This window comes from Pseudomonas sp. 910_23 (assembly GCF_052850795.1).
In genome coordinates this window covers 105,198-120,726 of the sequence record NZ_VXCZ01000021.1, presented here as the reverse complement: position 1 = coordinate 120,726, position 15,529 = coordinate 105,198, and the positions used below count along the sequence as shown (strand labels likewise).

Sequence of the window (15,529 nt, the reverse complement as noted above, 5' to 3'; positions counted from 1 at the left end):
AAGACCACGTCGCCAGTCACGCTTACGACGAGGCGAGAGAGCGTGAACTGTTTGAGATCTGGGCAGACGAGAAAGGCTTTTGCCTGGACTGCGAGTTCTTCAAGAAGGGAAACAACTACGAGGACCAGGCAACTGGCTGGCTTTATGAGGCATGGATCGCCTGCGCCAAAGCTCGGGCGAATGCCCATGATCTGGTAACGAGGGAGGCTGTATGAGCCACAACCAAACGATTGACGGCGTGCTGGTATTGAGTGCGGCAGTTGCCCTTGTCCGTAGCAATGAAGCCCCTGTGAAAGATGCCGCTATTCGTGAGCTGCGCGCCCTGCTGGATGCGCCACCGCGTTGCCCTGATTGCGGCTACACCGAGCAGGATTGCAGAGAGCAGATGGACCATTACTTGTGCGGGTTGCCCGAACCTGCGCCAGCCAACAAGCCAGCCGCCCAGCCCCATGGGGACACAGTACCCGTATCAGCACACTGGTCAGATTGGTCAATGGTCACGCTCGAAATAGAAGGGCGGCACAGGACGTACGTGGAGTTAGGGAAGCCAGAACGGCCACAGGGCGAGCCGGTGTATATTCAGGCTGTAGCCGTCACTCGCGACAACGGCGAGGAAGGTTTGAGCCTTGAATGGCTTTTGGAGGGCGGAATATCCGAGATGGAGTTTCCGGGCATGGTGCTGTTTGCAATTCCCGAAGCAAACGACCTTTGCGACGAGGGCGGCAGCGCCGAGGTGTATCTAACACCCCCGCAAGTCGAGAAGACCGCGCCGGTAGCGGTGGTGATGCCTGAGCGCCTGGTCATGACCGACGGCCTGCACACCTACGAGTACGTCACCGGGCACAACGACTGCATCGACAAGGCGCTGGGCGTCAAATCCTGAAAGAGTACGGATGTACTCCACCCGCAAAACCTGTAACCCCTCCCCCTTCAAAGTCAGCCGCTATAGCGGCAAGTAACCCGGCATTAGGGATAAGGTACAAACTCTCCCAACCACTCTCGGGCAATCGGGACCGCGTATTCAAGCAACTCAAGCGGAACGTCCGGTATAAACAAAGTCACCTCGAATCGAAGCGTTTCATCATTTCGAAATATCTCAAACAACGGTCCGTTGTTACCCCTCCAGCACTCCATCGCAAGTCCATCGTGACCTTCGATGACGCTTGAGGCGCAACAAAATCGGTATTCAACTCCGTGCACGACCACATTGCACCTCCCTATCTGAGGAGGCAACGATACCTCTCCCCACCATGAGTTTGATAGCCGCTATGGCGGCAAGGACGAAGTCATGCCCGAACAAAAGATTACGTTCGTTAACAGCGAGCCCGCCAAGTGCGGCTGCAGGGTGGAATTCAGCTCTGGCGGCGGGCACTACTCCGACGTGGTTTACGTCACTCCCTGCCAGGATCACAGCGACAACAAGCCGTTTGGGCCGGTCGAGGTGAAGCGCGATGCAGACGGCTGGTGGTATCACCCGAACATTCCCAGCTTTGGCGAAGGCGAAGACCCGGCGCCCTACGTTGCATGGGTCAAGGAACAGAAACTGGAACTGAAAGGCTGGCACTCTGGCGACGAGATCGCGGATCTACCTGACGAGGATGCTGCGTGCACCGCTTGGAATCCTGAATCGCCCGGCCCTGAGTGGTTCCTGATGGGGATCTTCGATACGGATGACGGCCCCTATGTTCAGTGGGCGCGCCGGGAGGTGACGCCGTGAGCCGGATCAAAGAACGCCCAATCCTGTTCTCGGCGCCGATGGTGCGCGCCATCATGGAAGGCAGGAAGACGGTCACGCGGCGGCCGGTCAAAAGCTTCCAGATTCCGGTCGAAGACTCTTCCGTTGCCGCCGGCGAGCGTCATCGATGGATGGCAATTGCCCAGCGCGACCCACGATACGGTTTCGGCGTGTTCGGAGCGACCGAAGCGGAGTGCGCCAAAGAACTGGAAGAGTTCGCACCCTGCCCCTACGGCCGACGTGGCGAGCTGTTGTGGGTGCGCGAAGCTTGGCAAGCTGACGCTCAGGTGGATTCTATCGCTCCGCGAGAGCTGAGCAATGGCGAACCTATCCGGTACCCGGCAGATTGGGACTTCCGGCAAACCGGGTGCGCTATGATCAAGCCAGGGAAAATTCGGCCTTCAATTCATATGCCGCGCTGGGTCAGCCGCATCCTGCTGGAGATTACCGACGTGCGCGTCGAGCGGTTGCAGGACGGCGAAGGTGAGACGGCCTACGAAAGCCGCTACATCGCCGAGGGCATTAAACGAATCCATCAGGGCGACGGCGATTATGCTTTCCACCCCTTCAAGTCCGAGCCAGGCCCAGGCAACTGGACTGACCCTTTCGACGCCTGGCGAGAACTGTGGGTGGGGATCAACGGCGCCGAGTCGTGGAACTCCAACCCGTGGGTCTGGGTGGTCGAGTTCAAGCAGGTGATGCCAAAGTCTCAGTAGCCCCTCTTAGTCACAAACCAAACTCAAACTTTTGCCCTGCCCTAATGCTGCCGCTTGAACCCTTCTACAGGCGTCTCTATCACGTGTATGCATGTTATCGATGCTTGGATTGCCAGTTTTTTCCATATCGCGCATCGCGGGTCTGCCAGGGTGATTGAGCGCCTCTTGGCCTTCGAAGTGCAATTCGCGCGGAGTAGCTTTTGCCTCTGGGGGCGATGGTGGTTTGGGCAACTCATTAATGGCATCACCAAAGCGCTGAAGCAACGGTCCTTGCGGTAGTTCCTCAGCTACCACCAACGTTGATATGGCGACTGCCAACATTGCAACGATGTATCCCTTGAACACTGCAAACACCTCCTCATTGAGTAGCCTGACCAGATAGCCGAGCATCAATAACTGCTCGCTCAGATGCTTAGGCTGCCTCAGCACGACCAAAAATCAAATTTTCGGCGAAACACTTCAGCGCTGTCACTTGCTGAACTGTTATCGAAATGTAACCCCCCCTAAATGCCTGCCGGTGAGCGGCGGGCGAGGTATTCCTATGCCCTTCATCATGATAACGAGCGCGATCACGACCGTGTTCGAGGTTCCGGACGGCGTTGATCTTTTGCGTGTCCGCCAACTGGGCCTTTCTGAGCTCGGCGATGACGAGGACGCCACCGATTCCGTATCCATTCAGCACGACAAAGTCATGAACGAGATATATCTCGGAGAAGCTGCGCGGAAGACGGTTTCAATCTCACACAGCATCGTCGACCCCAACGAATAACCCACCTTCAGCCGCCCAGCGCGGCAAGGACACCCCATGTTCGCTATGAAACTCACCCTGATACTGCTGGGCGCTTTGCTGTACCTGGTAGGAACACTCGGCTGGTTCGGCTGGCTCGGGCTCGACCTGCTGGAAACCGGCACCACCGAGGCCCTGCTCTACGCCTTCGCCGGCACCTGCGCCTGGCTGCTGATCAGCTTCGGCCTGGCCATCCAAATCATCAAGACAGCACGGCCCACCGCGGCCGGCCGGAGGTAGGTATGCAAGCAGAGATCCTTTCGGACGACGAGCTCGCCGACCTAACCGGCTACAAGCAGCGCGCTCACCAGCGCAAATGGCTGAAAGACCGAAACTGGGTGTTCATCGAGAGCCGTGGCGGTCGCCCTCTGGTGGGTCGGATGTACGCGCGCATGAAGCTTGGGATGGTTAACGCCGCAATCGCAGATCCAAACCCGCCGCCGGCGCGTCCAGCTTGGACGCCTGATTTCTCCAGAGTGAACTGATATGCGCCCCCGAAACACGGAAAACAGGGACTTGCCGCCAGGAATGGTGCGTCGTAAGCGCCCAAGGAAGAATGGCAAGGTCTGGATCGGCTACTACTACCGTGACTCAGCGGGAAAAGAGATTCCGCTTGGTACAGACCTGAGCAAAGCCCGGCTGAAGTGGGCTGAACTGGAGGCCAAAGAAAAGCCTGCCGATCTGACAACGATGAAGGGCATCTTCGACCGGTACGTGCGCGACGTCATCCCAAAAAAGGGGGAGCGGACCCAGAAGGACAACATGGCCGAACTGAAACAGCTTCGTCCTACGTTTGATGAGGCGCCCATCGATTCAATTACGCCGTTCAACATCGCCGGCTACCGTGATGCCCGCTCAGCGAAGGTTCGTGCCAACCGCGAGATCGCGCTCCTGTCCCACGTTTTCAACATGGCCAGGGAGTGGGGGCTGACGGAGCGGGAGAACCCTTGCCAGGGCATCAGGAAGAACAAGGAGGCGCCGCGTGATTACTACGCCAACGCGGCTGTTTGGGATGCCGTCTACGCGGTTGCCGAACAAGAACTGAAGGAAGCCATGGACCTGGGCTATTTGACCGGACAGCGGCCTGCTGACGTGCTGATCATGCGCAGCGACGATACAGAAGGTGACTACTTCCTGGTAACGCAGGGCAAGACCGGCCAGAAGCTTCGAATCCTGATGCGTACGGAAGCCGGGGAAAACAGCTTGGGGAGATTGGTTAGGGAGATTGGCGAAAGGAATGTCGGTCATTCATCCAAGTACCTGTTGATCAACAGGCATGGAAAGCGAATGACGAAGGGGATGTTGCGCTTGCGCTGGGACAAGGCTCGGGAAAAAGCCCAGCAGAACGCCATCGAACAAGGCGACCCGCTCCTCGCGGCCAAGATTGGAGGGTTTCAGTTCCGCGACATCCGGCCGAAGGCCGCGTCGGAAATCATCGATATCGGTGATGCAAGCCTGCTGCTGGGACACAGCAAACAGGAGATCACAAAGCGGGTTTACAGGAGGATTGGCGCCACCGCGAAACCATCCAAATAGGCAAAGTTTCGGAACTCTTACCCGAAAGTTTCGGAACTCCCGCCAAAAGCAGAAGAAACATTCTCAAACCCCAGAAACGCAAAAGCCCCGCAATCGCGGGGCTTTCGTTTAAATCTTGGCGGGAAACCAGGGATTCGAACCCTGGGAACGCTATTAACGTTCGCCGGTTTTCAAGACCGGTGCATTCAACCACTCTGCCAATTTCCCTTGTGCATCACAGGATTATAGTAGCTCATCCCGTGTCAGCGGGCGCCATAATACCCGAATGAAACACACTGTCAAACTCTCTGCATCGCTTGTTACAGAGCGTCTGTTATGATCTTTGCGACTGAACGTTTCAAAACTGAAGGAGTGTCGCCATGCGCGAACAGAATTACGCAGTGAATGGCAACGCGCAGGCTGAGCAGCTTGAAGTCAGCCGCGTGTTGCGCAATACGTACGGCTTGCTCGCCTTGACGCTCGCATTCAGCGGCGTGATGGCGTATGTGGCCCAACAGATGCGCGTTGGTTATCCGAATATCTTTGTCGTGCTGATCGGCTTCTATGGTCTGTTCTTCCTGACCAACAAGCTGCGCGATTCGGCCTGGGGCCTGGTGTCGGCGTTTGCCTTGACCGGTTTCATGGGCTTTATCCTCGGCCCGATCCTCAACCGTTACCTCGGCATGGCCGGCGGTGCGGAAGTGGTCAGTTCGGCGTTTGCCATGACGGCGCTGGTATTTGGTGGCCTGTCGGCCTACGTGCTGATCAGCCGTAAGGACATGAGCTTCCTGGGTGGCTTCATCACCGCAGGCTTCTTCGTGTTGCTGGCGGCGGTGGTGGCCAGCATGTTCTTCCAGATCAGCGGCCTGCAACTGGCGATCAGCGCAGGTTTTGTGCTGTTCTCCTCGGTGTGCATCCTTTTCCAGACCAGCGCCATCATCCACGGTGGTGAGCGTAACTACATCATGGCCACCATCAGCCTGTATGTATCGATCTACAACCTGTTCATCAGCCTGTTGCAGATCTTCGGCATCATGAGCCGCGACGACTGATCAACCAGCGCAATAAAAAATGCCCCGTATCGCAAGATACGGGGCATTTTCATTTCCAGGCCTTAAAGATCAGTACTGGTTGGGTTCCATCTCCAGCTCGACCTTGAAACGCTTGAAGATATCCTGCTGGATACGTAGCGCCAGGTTGGCAATCTCGCGCCCTGTGGCTGCGCCGTAGTTGACCAGCACCAGCGCCTGCATCTTGTGCACCCCCGCATCGCCGTCTCGAAAGCCCTTCCACCCTGCCTTGTCGATCAGCCAGCCGGCGGCGAGTTTCATTTGCCCGTCGGCCTGAGGGTATGCGACCAAGTCCGGGTATTGGCTTTGCAGTTCGGCAGCGAGGGCCTGGGACACCAGTGGGTTCTTGAAGAAGCTGCCGGCATTACCCAACTCTGCCGGGTCCGGCAGTTTCTCGCGGCGAATGCTGCAAATCGCCCGGCTCACATCGCTTGGTGTAGCGTGGGTGATGCCCTGCGCGGTCAGGCGCTGTTGCACCGGGCCGTAGTCGAGTTTCAGGTGATTGGTGCGGCTGAGGGCAAAGCGTACCCGCAGGATCAACCACCGCCCGACCTCATGCTTGAACAGGCTGTCACGGTAAGCAAAGTTGCATTCGTCCAGGCTGAAATCCCGCAGTTCGCCCGTCTGGCGATCCAGGGCGGTGAGGCCGGCGAAGACATCCTTGATCTCCACGCCATAGGCCCCGATGTTTTGCATGGGTGCGGCCCCGACTGTGCCGGGGATCAGGCTGAGGTTTTCCAGGCCGCAGAAGCCGTGTTCAAGGGTCCACAGGACGAACGGATGCCAGGCCTCGCCCGCTTCGGCTTCGACCACCACGTGCACGCCATCGTCGTGCAGCACGCGAATGCCTTGGGTTGCCATGCGCAACACCAGCGCCGGGACATCCTGGGTCAACAGCAAATTGCTGCCGCCACCGATCACCAGCAACGGTACCGCGTGTGCAGCGGCATAGGCGATGGCTTCGCGAACCTCGGCATCGCTGTGGGCCTCGGCAAATAATTGAGCGCGCACATCAATGCCGAAGCTGTTGAATGGCTTGAGCGATACCTGCGCAAGCACTTGCAAGGTCATAACCGCCCCTTCAATTCGATCACCAATAAATCACAGGCGCGCTCGATCAGGTCCAGGACCCGCTCGAAACCTTGTTCACCTTCATAGTAAGGGTCTGGCACTTCGTCCACTTCGCCGTCAAAGCGGCGCAGGAACAAGTCCAGTTCCGCCTTGCCCTGACCCGGCTGCATGGCCTTGAGGTTGCGCAGGTTGCTGTGGTCCATGGCCAGGATCAGGTCATAGCGCGCAAAGTCGGCGCGGCTAACCTGCTGGGCACGCTGGGATGACAGGTCGTAGCCACGCCCCAGTGCCGCACGCTGGCTGCGCTGGTCCGGCGGGTTGCCGATATGCCATTCCCCGGTGCCGGCAGACGCCACCTCGATCTGGCCGGCCAAGCCCGCCTCGCGCAATTTATGGCGCAGGACGCCTTCAGCGGTTGGCGAGCGGCAGATATTGCCCAGGCATACAAACAGAACTTCCATCAGGCGCCCAGCAGGCGACGGACGCGTTCGAGGTCTTCCTGAGTGTCGACACCCGCCGGCGGCGCTTCCAACGCATCGCCCACATGGATGCGCACGCCGTGCCACAGGGCGCGCAGTTGCTCCAGGGATTCGGTGTTTTCCAGCCGGCATGGGCCCCAGCTGACAAAATCATGCAGGAAACCGGCGCGGTAGGCGTAGATGCCGATATGGCGGCGATACGGCACGCCTTCCGGCAACACGTCGCGACTCTTGGCAAAGGCATCCCGCGCCCAGGGCAAGGTAGACCGACTGAAGGTCAGTGCCAGGCCGTTGATGTCGCTGACCACTTTCACCACGTTCGGGTTGAACAGCGTCTCGATGTCTTCGATCGGTTCGGCCAGGGTCGCCATACGCGCCTCGCCATGGGCCGCGAGGTTGGCGGCGACCTGGTCGATGACACCCGGCGGTATCAATGGCTCGTCACCTTGCACGTTGACCACGATGGCGTCGGGCGCCAGGCCAAGCTTGGTCGCCACCTCGGCCAGACGATCAGTGCCGGAGTTATGGTCTTCGCGGGTCAGGACGGCTTCGGCACCGAACCCTTTGCACGCCTCGATGATACGCGGGTCATCGGTGGCCACCACTACCCGCTCGGCGCTGCTCTTGCACGCTTGCTCCCACACCAGCTGGATCATCGGCTTGGTGCCGATCATTTGCAGCGGTTTGCCCGGCAGACGCGTCGAGGCATAGCGCGAGGGAATGACGACGGTAAAGGCGGTGGTCATTTATCCAGGCGCTCATCGGTGGTCAGGGTACGGGCTTCGCTTTCAAGCATCACCGGGATGCCATCACGTATCGGGTAAGCCAGGCCGGCACCTTTGCTGATCAGCTCGGTTTTGTCGGCGCTGAGCTTGAGCGGGCCTTTGCAGATCGGGCAAGCGAGGATGTCGAGCAGTTTGGTGTCCATGAGTGATTCCTGGAAAGAAGCGTTAAGGCAATAGACGGTTGGGCAGCAGACGCATCAGCTGCGTGTCGAACCAGGCGACAAACGCCGGCGACGGCACCGCATCCACCGCAAGGTACCACCAGTCGGGCTGGGCAAAGGCGCGGCACTTCACCGCGTCCTTTTCGGTCATGACCAGCGGCAATGACGGGGTAAAATTCAAGACCTCGGCGCTGTAGGGCGCGTGGTCGGCAAAAGCATGGGGCAGCGGCTGCCAGTGTAGCGTTTCAAGGGTATTGAAGAAACGTTGCGGATTGCCGATACCGGCGACCGCATGCACCTGTTGGCCCGGCGCAAAGTGCGTGACGGGCTGGCGCTCGCCGCTGTGCAGGTTGATCAGCGCGGTGGGCTGCAGCCGGAAGGCAAAACCATCCTTACGGTCCGAACCGGCACCGTTATAGAGCAACGCATCCACACTTTGCAGGCGCTCCACCGGCTCGCGCAACGGCCCGGCCGGCAGGCAGCGACGATTGCCGAGGCCACGGGCAGCGTCGATCAGTACCAGTTCGAGATCGCGGGCCAGGCGGTAATGCTGCAGGCCGTCGTCGGAGAGGATCAGGTCCAGGGGTTCACTGGCCAAGAGGGCCTTTACCGCGCGGCTGCGATCGGGGTCGATCATCAGCGCTACGCCGCTGCGCTGCACGATCAGCAAGGGCTCGTCGCCGGCCACCTCGGCACTGTGGCTGGCCTCGACCCGCCACGGCAACTGCGGCGGCTTGGCACCGTAGCCACGGCTGACCACGCCCACGCGCAAACCGCTACGACGGCAATGCTCGATCAACCACAGGATCAGCGGCGTCTTGCCGGTGCCTCCCACGGTGATATTGCCGACCACCACCACCGGCACCGGCGATTGATAAATCTCGCCCTCGCCTGCCACGAAGCGCGCACGCTTGCGTTGCACCACGCGGCGATACAGTGACTCCAGCGGCCGCAACAGCACCAATGCCGGATGGCCCTCGTACCAGGCCTTGAGCAAACGATCGGACATGGCCATCAGGGCGGGCTCGCCGCCTCGACGGTGGTCATGCGCAAATGGCTGAAGCCGAGCTTGCCGGCCGCGTCCATGGCGGTGATCACCGCTTGGTGCTGGGTCTTGCCATCAGCACTGATCGACAGCGGTAGCTGGGTATCGCCGCCGGACTCCTTCTGCAAGGCCTCCATCAGGCTGGCGAGGTCGTTTTTCTGCAGCAATTGGTTATTCACTGAAAATACGCCGTCTGCACTGATGGCGATATCCAGTTGCTTGACCTGCTGGTCTTCGGCAGGTGAACCGCTCACCGCCTCGGGCAAGTCGACACGCAGCTGGGTTTCCCGGGTGAAGGTGGTGGTCACGACAAAGAACAGCAGCAGGATGAACACCACGTCGATCAATGACGCGAGGTTGATATCGACATTTTCCCGTTGCTTGCGGCGAAATTTCACGCTTTGCCCTCGACCAGGTCTACGTCACGATCGCCCTGCACCACTTCCACCAGTTTGATGGCCTCCTGTTCCATGCCAACCACCAGTTCGTCGATGCGACGCTGCAGGAAGCGGTGGAAGAACACCGAAGGAATCCCCACCATCAGGCCGGCGGCGGTGGTGATCAATGCCTTGGAAATCCCTCCGGCCAATACCGCCGCATTGGTGGTCATGCCCGAGCCCATGAACGAGCTGAAGATATCGATCATGCCCAGCACCGTGCCGAGCAAACCGAGCAGCGGTGCCATGGCGGCAATGGTGCCGAGGGCATTGATGTAGCGCTCCAGTTCATGGATAACCCGGGCAGCCGCTTCTTCGATGCACTCTTTCATGATCTCGCGACCATGCTTGGAGTTGGCCAGGCCGGCGGCGAGGATTTCACCCAGCGGCGAATTGGCGCGCAGCTCCTTGAGTTTTTGCTTGTCGAGCTGTTTGTTCTTGATCCAGCCCCAGACCTGCCCCAGCAGGTGTTCAGGGGTCACGCGACTGGCGCGCAGGGTCCACAGGCGTTCGGCGACGATGCCGAGTGCGGCGATGGAGCTCAGAATGATCGGCAACATCATCCAGCCGCCGGATTTGACCAATTCCCACACAGTGAATGTCCCCTCGAAAAAGTGCGCCACTTTACCATATAGGTTCGGCAGCGGGGTTCGTCGGCAACAGGCCCGCCTGTCGCGACCCTGAGTCTTTGGTAACGCTGGGTTACGGTAACGGTTCGCGCCAGAAACGACGTTGACTGCGCGCAACCGTTGGTGGCGTGAATGCCCCCAGGCGCAGCCGTACAGCGCCTTGCTCGGCACTGTCATATACCCGGCTACCCAGCGCCTGATAGCGCTTCAGCACCTGCGGATGCGGATGGCCGAACGCGTTGCCGCGCCCCCGGGAAATCAGCACCGCGGTTGGCGCCAGCCGCTGCAGGAAAGCCCAGGACGAAGAACTGCGGCTGCCATGGTGCGGGGCTTGCAGCCAGTCGGTCGGAACCGCCAGCGGCGAGGCCAGAAATGCTTGCTCGGCGGCGCGATCGATATCACCGGTGAGCAGCAGGCGTTCGCCGTTGGCCTGGACCTGCAATACACAGGATTTCGGATTGCCCTCGATAGCACCAGGCCATTGCCACAGTTCGAATGCCACGCCGTCCCACTTCCAATGTTCACCACTCCTGCAGGGTTGCGTAGCGAGAAACGCTGGCAGCCCTTCGGTTTCACCGCCCACCACACGCTTGACGGGCAGGCCACGGGCCACCGCCGCGGCACCGCCGGCATGATCGGCATCGGCATGACTGAGCAGCATCATGTCCAACTGCCCTACCCCGAGCTTCTGCAACGACGGCAAGACCACGCGCGCGCCCAGATCGGCAGGCCCCGAGCGCGGCCCGGCATCGTATAGCAAGGTGTGATGGCGGGTACGCAGGATCAGTGCCTGGCCCTGGCCGACATCCAGTTGCAACACCTCCACCTGGCCATGGGGCACCCCATCTCTGGGTGGAAACACTGCCACCAATAGCATGGGCCAACCCAGCACTCGGAATGGCAGCCCCTTGGGCAACAACACAATCACTGCGCCCGCCAGGCTCACCAGCCAATACCTCAAAGACACCTCAGCCGGTACCCAGGCCGGCAGTTGTGCAGCCAGCAGCGCCAGGCCCTTGAACAAACCGTCCAGTGCGCCACCGGCCAGCCACAACACGCCCTCGCCGACCAACGGCACCCACAGCAGCGCCGTGCCCAGCAGCGCCAAAGGCAGTACTACCAGGCTGATCCAGGGCACGGCGAACAGATTGGCCGCTGGGGCACTGAGGCTGATGGGCAACCCCAACACCAGCAGGACCGGAAACAAGCCAATTGCGATCAACCACTGTGGACGGGTCCAGATTTGCCAGACGCTCCACGGCCCCAGGCGCCCGCTGAATGCCCACACCAACACCGCGACCGCCGCAAACGACAACCAGAACCCCGGCTGTAGACTGGCCAAGGGCTCGATGAGCAACACGCCATTCAATGCCAGCAACAACGGCCACCACACTCCCAAATGGCGAAAACGCAAACGCCACAGCAGCACCAGGCCCACCATCACACAAGCCCGCTGCACCGGCACGCCGAACCCTGCCAGCAGGCCATAGCCCAACGCCCCGGCAAACGCCAAGCCGCACGCCCATGGCAGCCATGGCCAGCCTCGCGGCCAGCAGCCATAGCGCGCCAACATCGCGATCAAGCCGTAGATCAACCCCGCCAACAAGCCAATGTGCTGTCCGGAAATCACCAGCAGATGCACCGTGCCGGTGTTCTGCAACACCTGCCAATCCTCAGGTGCAAGCCCGGAACCGTCGCCCAGCACCAACGCCGCCAGGCCCGCCTCGCGGCCGTGCGCTTCAACGGCCATCAGGCGCTGGCGAACGGCATCGCGCCAGGCATTGCGCGCCGGCGCCAGGCGCTCACCATCCTTGACCGTCGCGCTGGCGCCGATACGCTGGGCCAGCAGCCAGGCTTCGTGGTCAAAGCCATGAAAATTGAGCAGGCCGGCGGGCCGCTTGAGCGTCAGTGCCAGACGCCAGTACTCGCCGCTGTTTACGGTCGGCCCGCCGTGCCAGGACACCCGAATACGTTTGGGCAGCCGTGCATTGCGCGCCCGACTGTCGGCCAACTCGAATCGCACGCCCGTGCCGGTCTGCTGCGGCAAGCCGATGACACGCCCTTGTACCCAGCGCGTCTGCCCGTCCAGCGCCGGTTGCAATCGATCATCCAGCGCCCACTGTGCGCTGATGCAGGCCCAACTCAGGCCGACCAGAAAAAACGCCACGGGATAGGTGCGAAAAGGCAGCAGCATCAAGGCCAGTATCAGCATGGCCAGCAACCCGGCGCCAGACGGCAATGCGGGTAACCAGCGCAACACCAGCAACCCCAGCGCCAGCGCCAGCGCGAACATCCCTGTTTTCATGAATCATCCTTTTCCAGTGATCCATTCAGTCTTAGCCGGCTGACCGATAGCGCCTATGATGTTTTGTCACAAAGTCTGAATTTTCTGTTTATAGAATCCGGGCATACTTGCCCTTCAAATTGACCTGGACCCCTTATGCCCCGGCGCTTATTCAAACGGTACATGCCCGATCCCAGCAGCATCAGGGAACACAAGTCATTACAGTTTCTTGGCACCCTGCTGCATGATCCGAACCTCTGGCACCTGAACCGGCATTCGGTGGCTCGCGCCATGGCGGTGGGTTTATTCGCGGCGTTTATACCGATTCCGTTGCAGATGCTGCTTGCGGCGATCCTGGCGATCACCGTGCGCGGCAATATGCCGATCGCGGTCAGCCTGGTGTGGCTGACCAATCCGGTCACCATGCCGGTGGTATTCGTCTGTACCTACCTGACCGGCGCCTGGCTGATGAATGTGCCGCCACGCAGCCTACCTGACGATTTGACATGGGAATGGATCAGCGGCCAGTTGAGCACGCTCTGGCAACCGTTTCTGCTGGGTTCGGTGGTACTGGGGCTGGTGCTGGGGGCGCTGGCTTATTGCTTGACCATGGCCTACTGGCGCTGGTGGGTCGCGCACCAGTGGAAGAAACGCAAGCTGCGTCGCCGTTGACGGTTAACGGGCCGGCAAGCGTATATGTACGCGCAAACCCGGCCCGCAGTTCTGCGCCCATAAGCGCCCGCCCTGACGCTGCACGGCGTTGCGGGCAATGCTCAAGCCCAGACCGAACCCGCCGTCGCCGGGCCGCGAGCCGTCCAACCGGGTAAAGGGCGCGAAGATAGTTTCCAAATCCTGCTCATCAATACCGCCGCCCTGGTCCTGTAGCCAGATATGCCAATAGTCTCCTTCGCGGCAGCCGTCGAGTAGCACGGTACCCTCGGCTGGCGAGTGGCGTATGGCGTTGCGCAGGATATTCTCCAGGGCCTGGGCCAGTGCATTCAGGTTGCCGCGCACCCAACTGTCCGGCGGTAATAAGCACGGCAAGCGCGACGCCGGCCAGTGGCTTTCGAAACAGGCGTTTTCCCGCAACATGTCCCACAGCGCCTGGAGCTGAATGTCTTCCTGGGGCAGCGGCGCTGTTTCGCTGTCGAGCCAGGCCAGTTGCAGGCTGTCTTCCACCAGGCGCTGCATGGCGTCGATTTCCCGACCCAGGCGCTCACGCAGCCTGGCCGGGTCTTGCTCGCTGTCGCAGGCCACCCGCAGGCGACTCAAAGGCGTGCGCAATTCATGGGACATGTCACGCAGCAACTGCTGTTGCAAGCGCACCGTGCCCTGCAAGCGTTCAGACATATGGTCAAAGGCGCGCCCCAGCTCCCCGAGCTCATCCTGACGACTGGTGGCATCCCGGGACATACGCGTATTCAACTGATCTGCACGCCAGGCATTGGCCTGCTCGCGCAATTGATTGAGGGGCATGATCAGCAGCCGATAGAGGCCGATGCACAGCAACAAGGTAAACAGCCCCGGGATGACGCCATTGGTCACCACCCGCCAGAACAGTTGATAACGCCCCGGCATAAAGCGCTGCGGCAACTCGATCACCAGCGACCCCATCCCAGGATCAACCGGAAACGGTACCTTCATCCACGGCAATCCGATGACATGTCGGCTGACCGGCCAATCCAACCCGCGCAAGAAGGTCAGGCGCTGGCTTTCCTTGTCGCTGAGCGGCTTGCTGCCCAGGGATTGCAAATCGTTGCCGATCACACCCACCCAAGTGGTTTCACGCTTGGCCATCAGTTGCAACCAGGCATCCACGCCGGCGCGGCCTTGTGTACTCCACGCCAGTTCGGCACCTGCGGCGTAACCGCTGAGGATCTCCCGCGACTTGTCGGACAGGTAAGCACTCTGCTGCTCCATGTAGCGGCCCCACGACCAACTGAGCCAAATCATCAGCAAACAGAAGGCGATCAACAGGCAGGCCAGCTTCCAGAACAACGAGTGTTTGCCAGGCAGCCGCTCAAAGCCCTTCATCATGACCGCTCAGCACATAGCCTTTGCCCCACACTGTACGCACTTCACGCTCGGCGTAGCCGATGGCCTTGAGTTTGCGGCGAATCTGACTGACGTGCATGTCGAGGCTGCGGTCATGGGGTGCATAACCGCGCTGCAGCACGTGTTGATACAGGAAGGCTTTGCTGAGCACTTCTTCAACATTGCGCTGCAGGGTTTCCAGCAGCCGGTATTCGCTGCGCGTCAACCCGGCCCAGTGTTGCTGGCAGGCCACATCACAGCGCTCATCGTCAAACTGCAACACCCGGGCATCCTCGCGCAACACTGGGCGCGGCGGCTCGGGACGGCGATCCAGGGCCACTCGACGCAAGATGGCTTCAATGCGCACACGCAACTCAACCATGCTGAACGGTTTGGGCAGGTAGTCGTCCGCCCCCAGGCGAAAACCGCTGATGCGATCGGCTTCAGCGCCCAGGGCCGACATCAGGATCACCGGCATGGCATGGCTCTTGCGCAAATGAGTGAGGATCGACAAGCCGTCGAGCCCCGGCAGCAGGATGTCCATCAACACCAGGTCGAACGCCTGCTCGCAAGCCATTTGCAGGCCCTGCTGGCCGTTGCGGCACCACGTCACCTGAAAACCACTGCGGCCAAGTTGCTCATGCACGTAGGCACCCAGCACAGGGTCATCTTCGATGGTCAGGATTGTGGGTAGGCCAACTGCTGCGGGAGTCATTAGCGTCTGCAAGTCATTCTCAATCACTGATTATTCAAGATTAAACGTTCACAGGCAATCGCCACC

The 15,529-nt window shown here is 60.3% G+C and carries 21 protein-coding genes and 1 tRNA gene; 10 read left to right on the top strand and 12 right to left on the bottom strand.

The window, feature by feature from the left end; genetic code table 11:
- The 4 genes from FW800_RS22960 to FW800_RS22945 form a co-directional block, all read left to right on the top strand.
- The coding region (locus FW800_RS22960) for a hypothetical protein (protein WP_446438528.1) at nucleotides 1-215 on the top strand (215 nt) is incomplete at its 5' end.
- The gene (locus FW800_RS22955) at nucleotides 212-883 is read left to right on the top strand and encodes a hypothetical protein (protein ID WP_446438527.1); all 672 of its coding nucleotides are present in this window, start codon (nucleotides 212-214) and stop codon (nucleotides 881-883) included. The genes FW800_RS22960 and FW800_RS22955, both read left to right, overlap by 4 nt.
- Before the next feature lie 405 nt (nucleotides 884-1,288).
- Nucleotides 1,289-1,717 carry a hypothetical protein gene (locus tag FW800_RS22950; protein WP_446438526.1) on the top strand — a complete coding sequence of 143 codons (429 nt, stop codon included), beginning with the start codon at nucleotides 1,289-1,291 and terminating at the stop codon, nucleotides 1,715-1,717.
- The gene (locus FW800_RS22945; protein ID WP_446438525.1) at nucleotides 1,714-2,451 is read left to right on the top strand and encodes a hypothetical protein; all 738 of its coding nucleotides are present in this window, start codon (nucleotides 1,714-1,716) and stop codon (nucleotides 2,449-2,451) included. Before FW800_RS22950 ends, FW800_RS22945 begins: the two co-directional genes overlap by 4 nt.
- A 6-nt stretch (nucleotides 2,452-2,457) precedes the next feature.
- Here the strand turns inward: FW800_RS22945 and FW800_RS22940 are convergent, their stop codons facing one another.
- The gene (locus FW800_RS22940) at nucleotides 2,458-2,841 is read right to left on the bottom strand and encodes a hypothetical protein (protein ID WP_446438524.1); all 384 of its coding nucleotides are present in this window, start codon (nucleotides 2,839-2,841) and stop codon (nucleotides 2,458-2,460) included.
- 151 nt (nucleotides 2,842-2,992) lie between these two features.
- Here FW800_RS22940 and FW800_RS22935 point away from each other — a divergent pair, with 151 nt between their 5' ends.
- From FW800_RS22935 to FW800_RS22920, 4 genes are read left to right on the top strand one after another with little or no spacing between them, the layout of a single operon-like run.
- On the top strand, nucleotides 2,993-3,220 hold the full coding sequence (locus tag FW800_RS22935) for a hypothetical protein (protein WP_446438523.1): 228 nt from the start codon (nucleotides 2,993-2,995) through the stop codon (nucleotides 3,218-3,220).
- A gap of 36 nt (nucleotides 3,221-3,256) precedes the next feature.
- On the top strand, nucleotides 3,257-3,478 hold the full coding sequence (locus FW800_RS22930; RefSeq protein WP_446438522.1) for a hypothetical protein: 222 nt from the start codon (nucleotides 3,257-3,259) through the stop codon (nucleotides 3,476-3,478).
- A gap of 2 nt (nucleotides 3,479-3,480) precedes the next feature.
- Entirely contained in the window at nucleotides 3,481-3,723 is a 243-nt protein-coding gene (locus tag FW800_RS22925; RefSeq protein ID WP_056846544.1) for a DUF4224 domain-containing protein, read from the top strand.
- Nucleotide 3,724: 1 nt separating this feature from the next.
- The gene (locus tag FW800_RS22920; protein ID WP_446438521.1) at nucleotides 3,725-4,774 is read left to right on the top strand and encodes a tyrosine-type recombinase/integrase; all 1,050 of its coding nucleotides are present in this window, start codon (nucleotides 3,725-3,727) and stop codon (nucleotides 4,772-4,774) included.
- 116 nt (nucleotides 4,775-4,890) lie between these two features.
- Here the strand turns inward: FW800_RS22920 and FW800_RS22915 are convergent.
- A tRNA-Ser gene (locus FW800_RS22915) sits at nucleotides 4,891-4,981 on the bottom strand.
- A gap of 152 nt (nucleotides 4,982-5,133) precedes the next feature.
- Between FW800_RS22915 and FW800_RS22910 the strand changes: the two genes are divergently transcribed.
- Nucleotides 5,134-5,805, top strand: a complete 672-nt coding sequence (locus tag FW800_RS22910; RefSeq protein WP_003192030.1) for a Bax inhibitor-1/YccA family protein — start codon at nucleotides 5,134-5,136, stop codon at nucleotides 5,803-5,805.
- A 69-nt stretch (nucleotides 5,806-5,874) separates the two neighbouring features.
- Here the strand turns inward: FW800_RS22910 and murB are convergent, their stop codons facing one another.
- From murB to FW800_RS22870, 8 genes are all read right to left on the bottom strand, one after another.
- Nucleotides 5,875-6,894: a UDP-N-acetylmuramate dehydrogenase gene (gene murB, locus FW800_RS22905; protein ID WP_446438520.1), complete on the bottom strand. Its 1,020-nt coding sequence runs from the start codon at nucleotides 6,892-6,894 to the stop codon at nucleotides 5,875-5,877.
- Nucleotides 6,891-7,355, bottom strand: coding sequence for a low molecular weight protein-tyrosine-phosphatase (locus FW800_RS22900; protein WP_078821648.1), 465 nt, complete (start codon nucleotides 7,353-7,355; stop codon nucleotides 6,891-6,893). Before FW800_RS22900 ends, murB begins: the two co-directional genes overlap by 4 nt.
- Nucleotides 7,355-8,119 (bottom strand): 3-deoxy-manno-octulosonate cytidylyltransferase, encoded by a 765-nt coding sequence (gene kdsB, locus FW800_RS22895; protein WP_446438519.1) that lies wholly within the window; start codon nucleotides 8,117-8,119, stop codon nucleotides 7,355-7,357. Before kdsB ends, FW800_RS22900 begins: the two co-directional genes overlap by 1 nt.
- The gene (locus FW800_RS22890) at nucleotides 8,116-8,301 is read right to left on the bottom strand and encodes a Trm112 family protein (RefSeq protein WP_003174668.1); all 186 of its coding nucleotides are present in this window, start codon (nucleotides 8,299-8,301) and stop codon (nucleotides 8,116-8,118) included. Before FW800_RS22890 ends, kdsB begins: the two co-directional genes overlap by 4 nt.
- 22 nt (nucleotides 8,302-8,323) lie before the next feature.
- On the bottom strand, nucleotides 8,324-9,334 hold the full coding sequence (gene lpxK, locus FW800_RS22885; protein ID WP_446438518.1) for a tetraacyldisaccharide 4'-kinase: 1,011 nt from the start codon (nucleotides 9,332-9,334) through the stop codon (nucleotides 8,324-8,326).
- A complete protein-coding gene (locus FW800_RS22880; RefSeq protein WP_032880645.1) occupies nucleotides 9,334-9,762 on the bottom strand; it encodes an ExbD/TolR family protein in 429 nt (142 codons plus the stop codon). Before FW800_RS22880 ends, lpxK begins: the two co-directional genes overlap by 1 nt.
- Nucleotides 9,759-10,394 (bottom strand): MotA/TolQ/ExbB proton channel family protein, encoded by a 636-nt coding sequence (locus FW800_RS22875; protein ID WP_005789055.1) that lies wholly within the window; start codon nucleotides 10,392-10,394, stop codon nucleotides 9,759-9,761. Before FW800_RS22875 ends, FW800_RS22880 begins: the two co-directional genes overlap by 4 nt.
- 109 nt (nucleotides 10,395-10,503) lie before the next feature.
- A complete protein-coding gene (locus FW800_RS22870) occupies nucleotides 10,504-12,735 on the bottom strand; it encodes a DNA internalization-related competence protein ComEC/Rec2 (RefSeq protein WP_446438517.1) in 2,232 nt (743 codons plus the stop codon).
- A gap of 135 nt (nucleotides 12,736-12,870) precedes the next feature.
- Here FW800_RS22870 and FW800_RS22865 point away from each other — a divergent pair, with 135 nt between their 5' ends.
- Nucleotides 12,871-13,386 (top strand): DUF2062 domain-containing protein, encoded by a 516-nt coding sequence (locus FW800_RS22865; protein ID WP_005789057.1) that lies wholly within the window; start codon nucleotides 12,871-12,873, stop codon nucleotides 13,384-13,386.
- A 3-nt stretch (nucleotides 13,387-13,389) separates the two neighbouring features.
- On the opposite strand, the gene FW800_RS22860 is transcribed toward FW800_RS22865, so the two are convergent.
- Together FW800_RS22860 and FW800_RS22855 are read right to left on the bottom strand one after the other, a co-directional pair.
- Nucleotides 13,390-14,748, bottom strand: a complete 1,359-nt coding sequence (locus tag FW800_RS22860) for a sensor histidine kinase (RefSeq protein ID WP_248132728.1) — start codon at nucleotides 14,746-14,748, stop codon at nucleotides 13,390-13,392.
- Nucleotides 14,735-15,463 carry a response regulator transcription factor gene (locus FW800_RS22855; RefSeq protein ID WP_446438516.1) on the bottom strand — a complete coding sequence of 243 codons (729 nt, stop codon included), beginning with the start codon at nucleotides 15,461-15,463 and terminating at the stop codon, nucleotides 14,735-14,737. Before FW800_RS22855 ends, FW800_RS22860 begins: the two co-directional genes overlap by 14 nt.
- Between the last annotated feature and the right edge of the window lie 66 nt (nucleotides 15,464-15,529).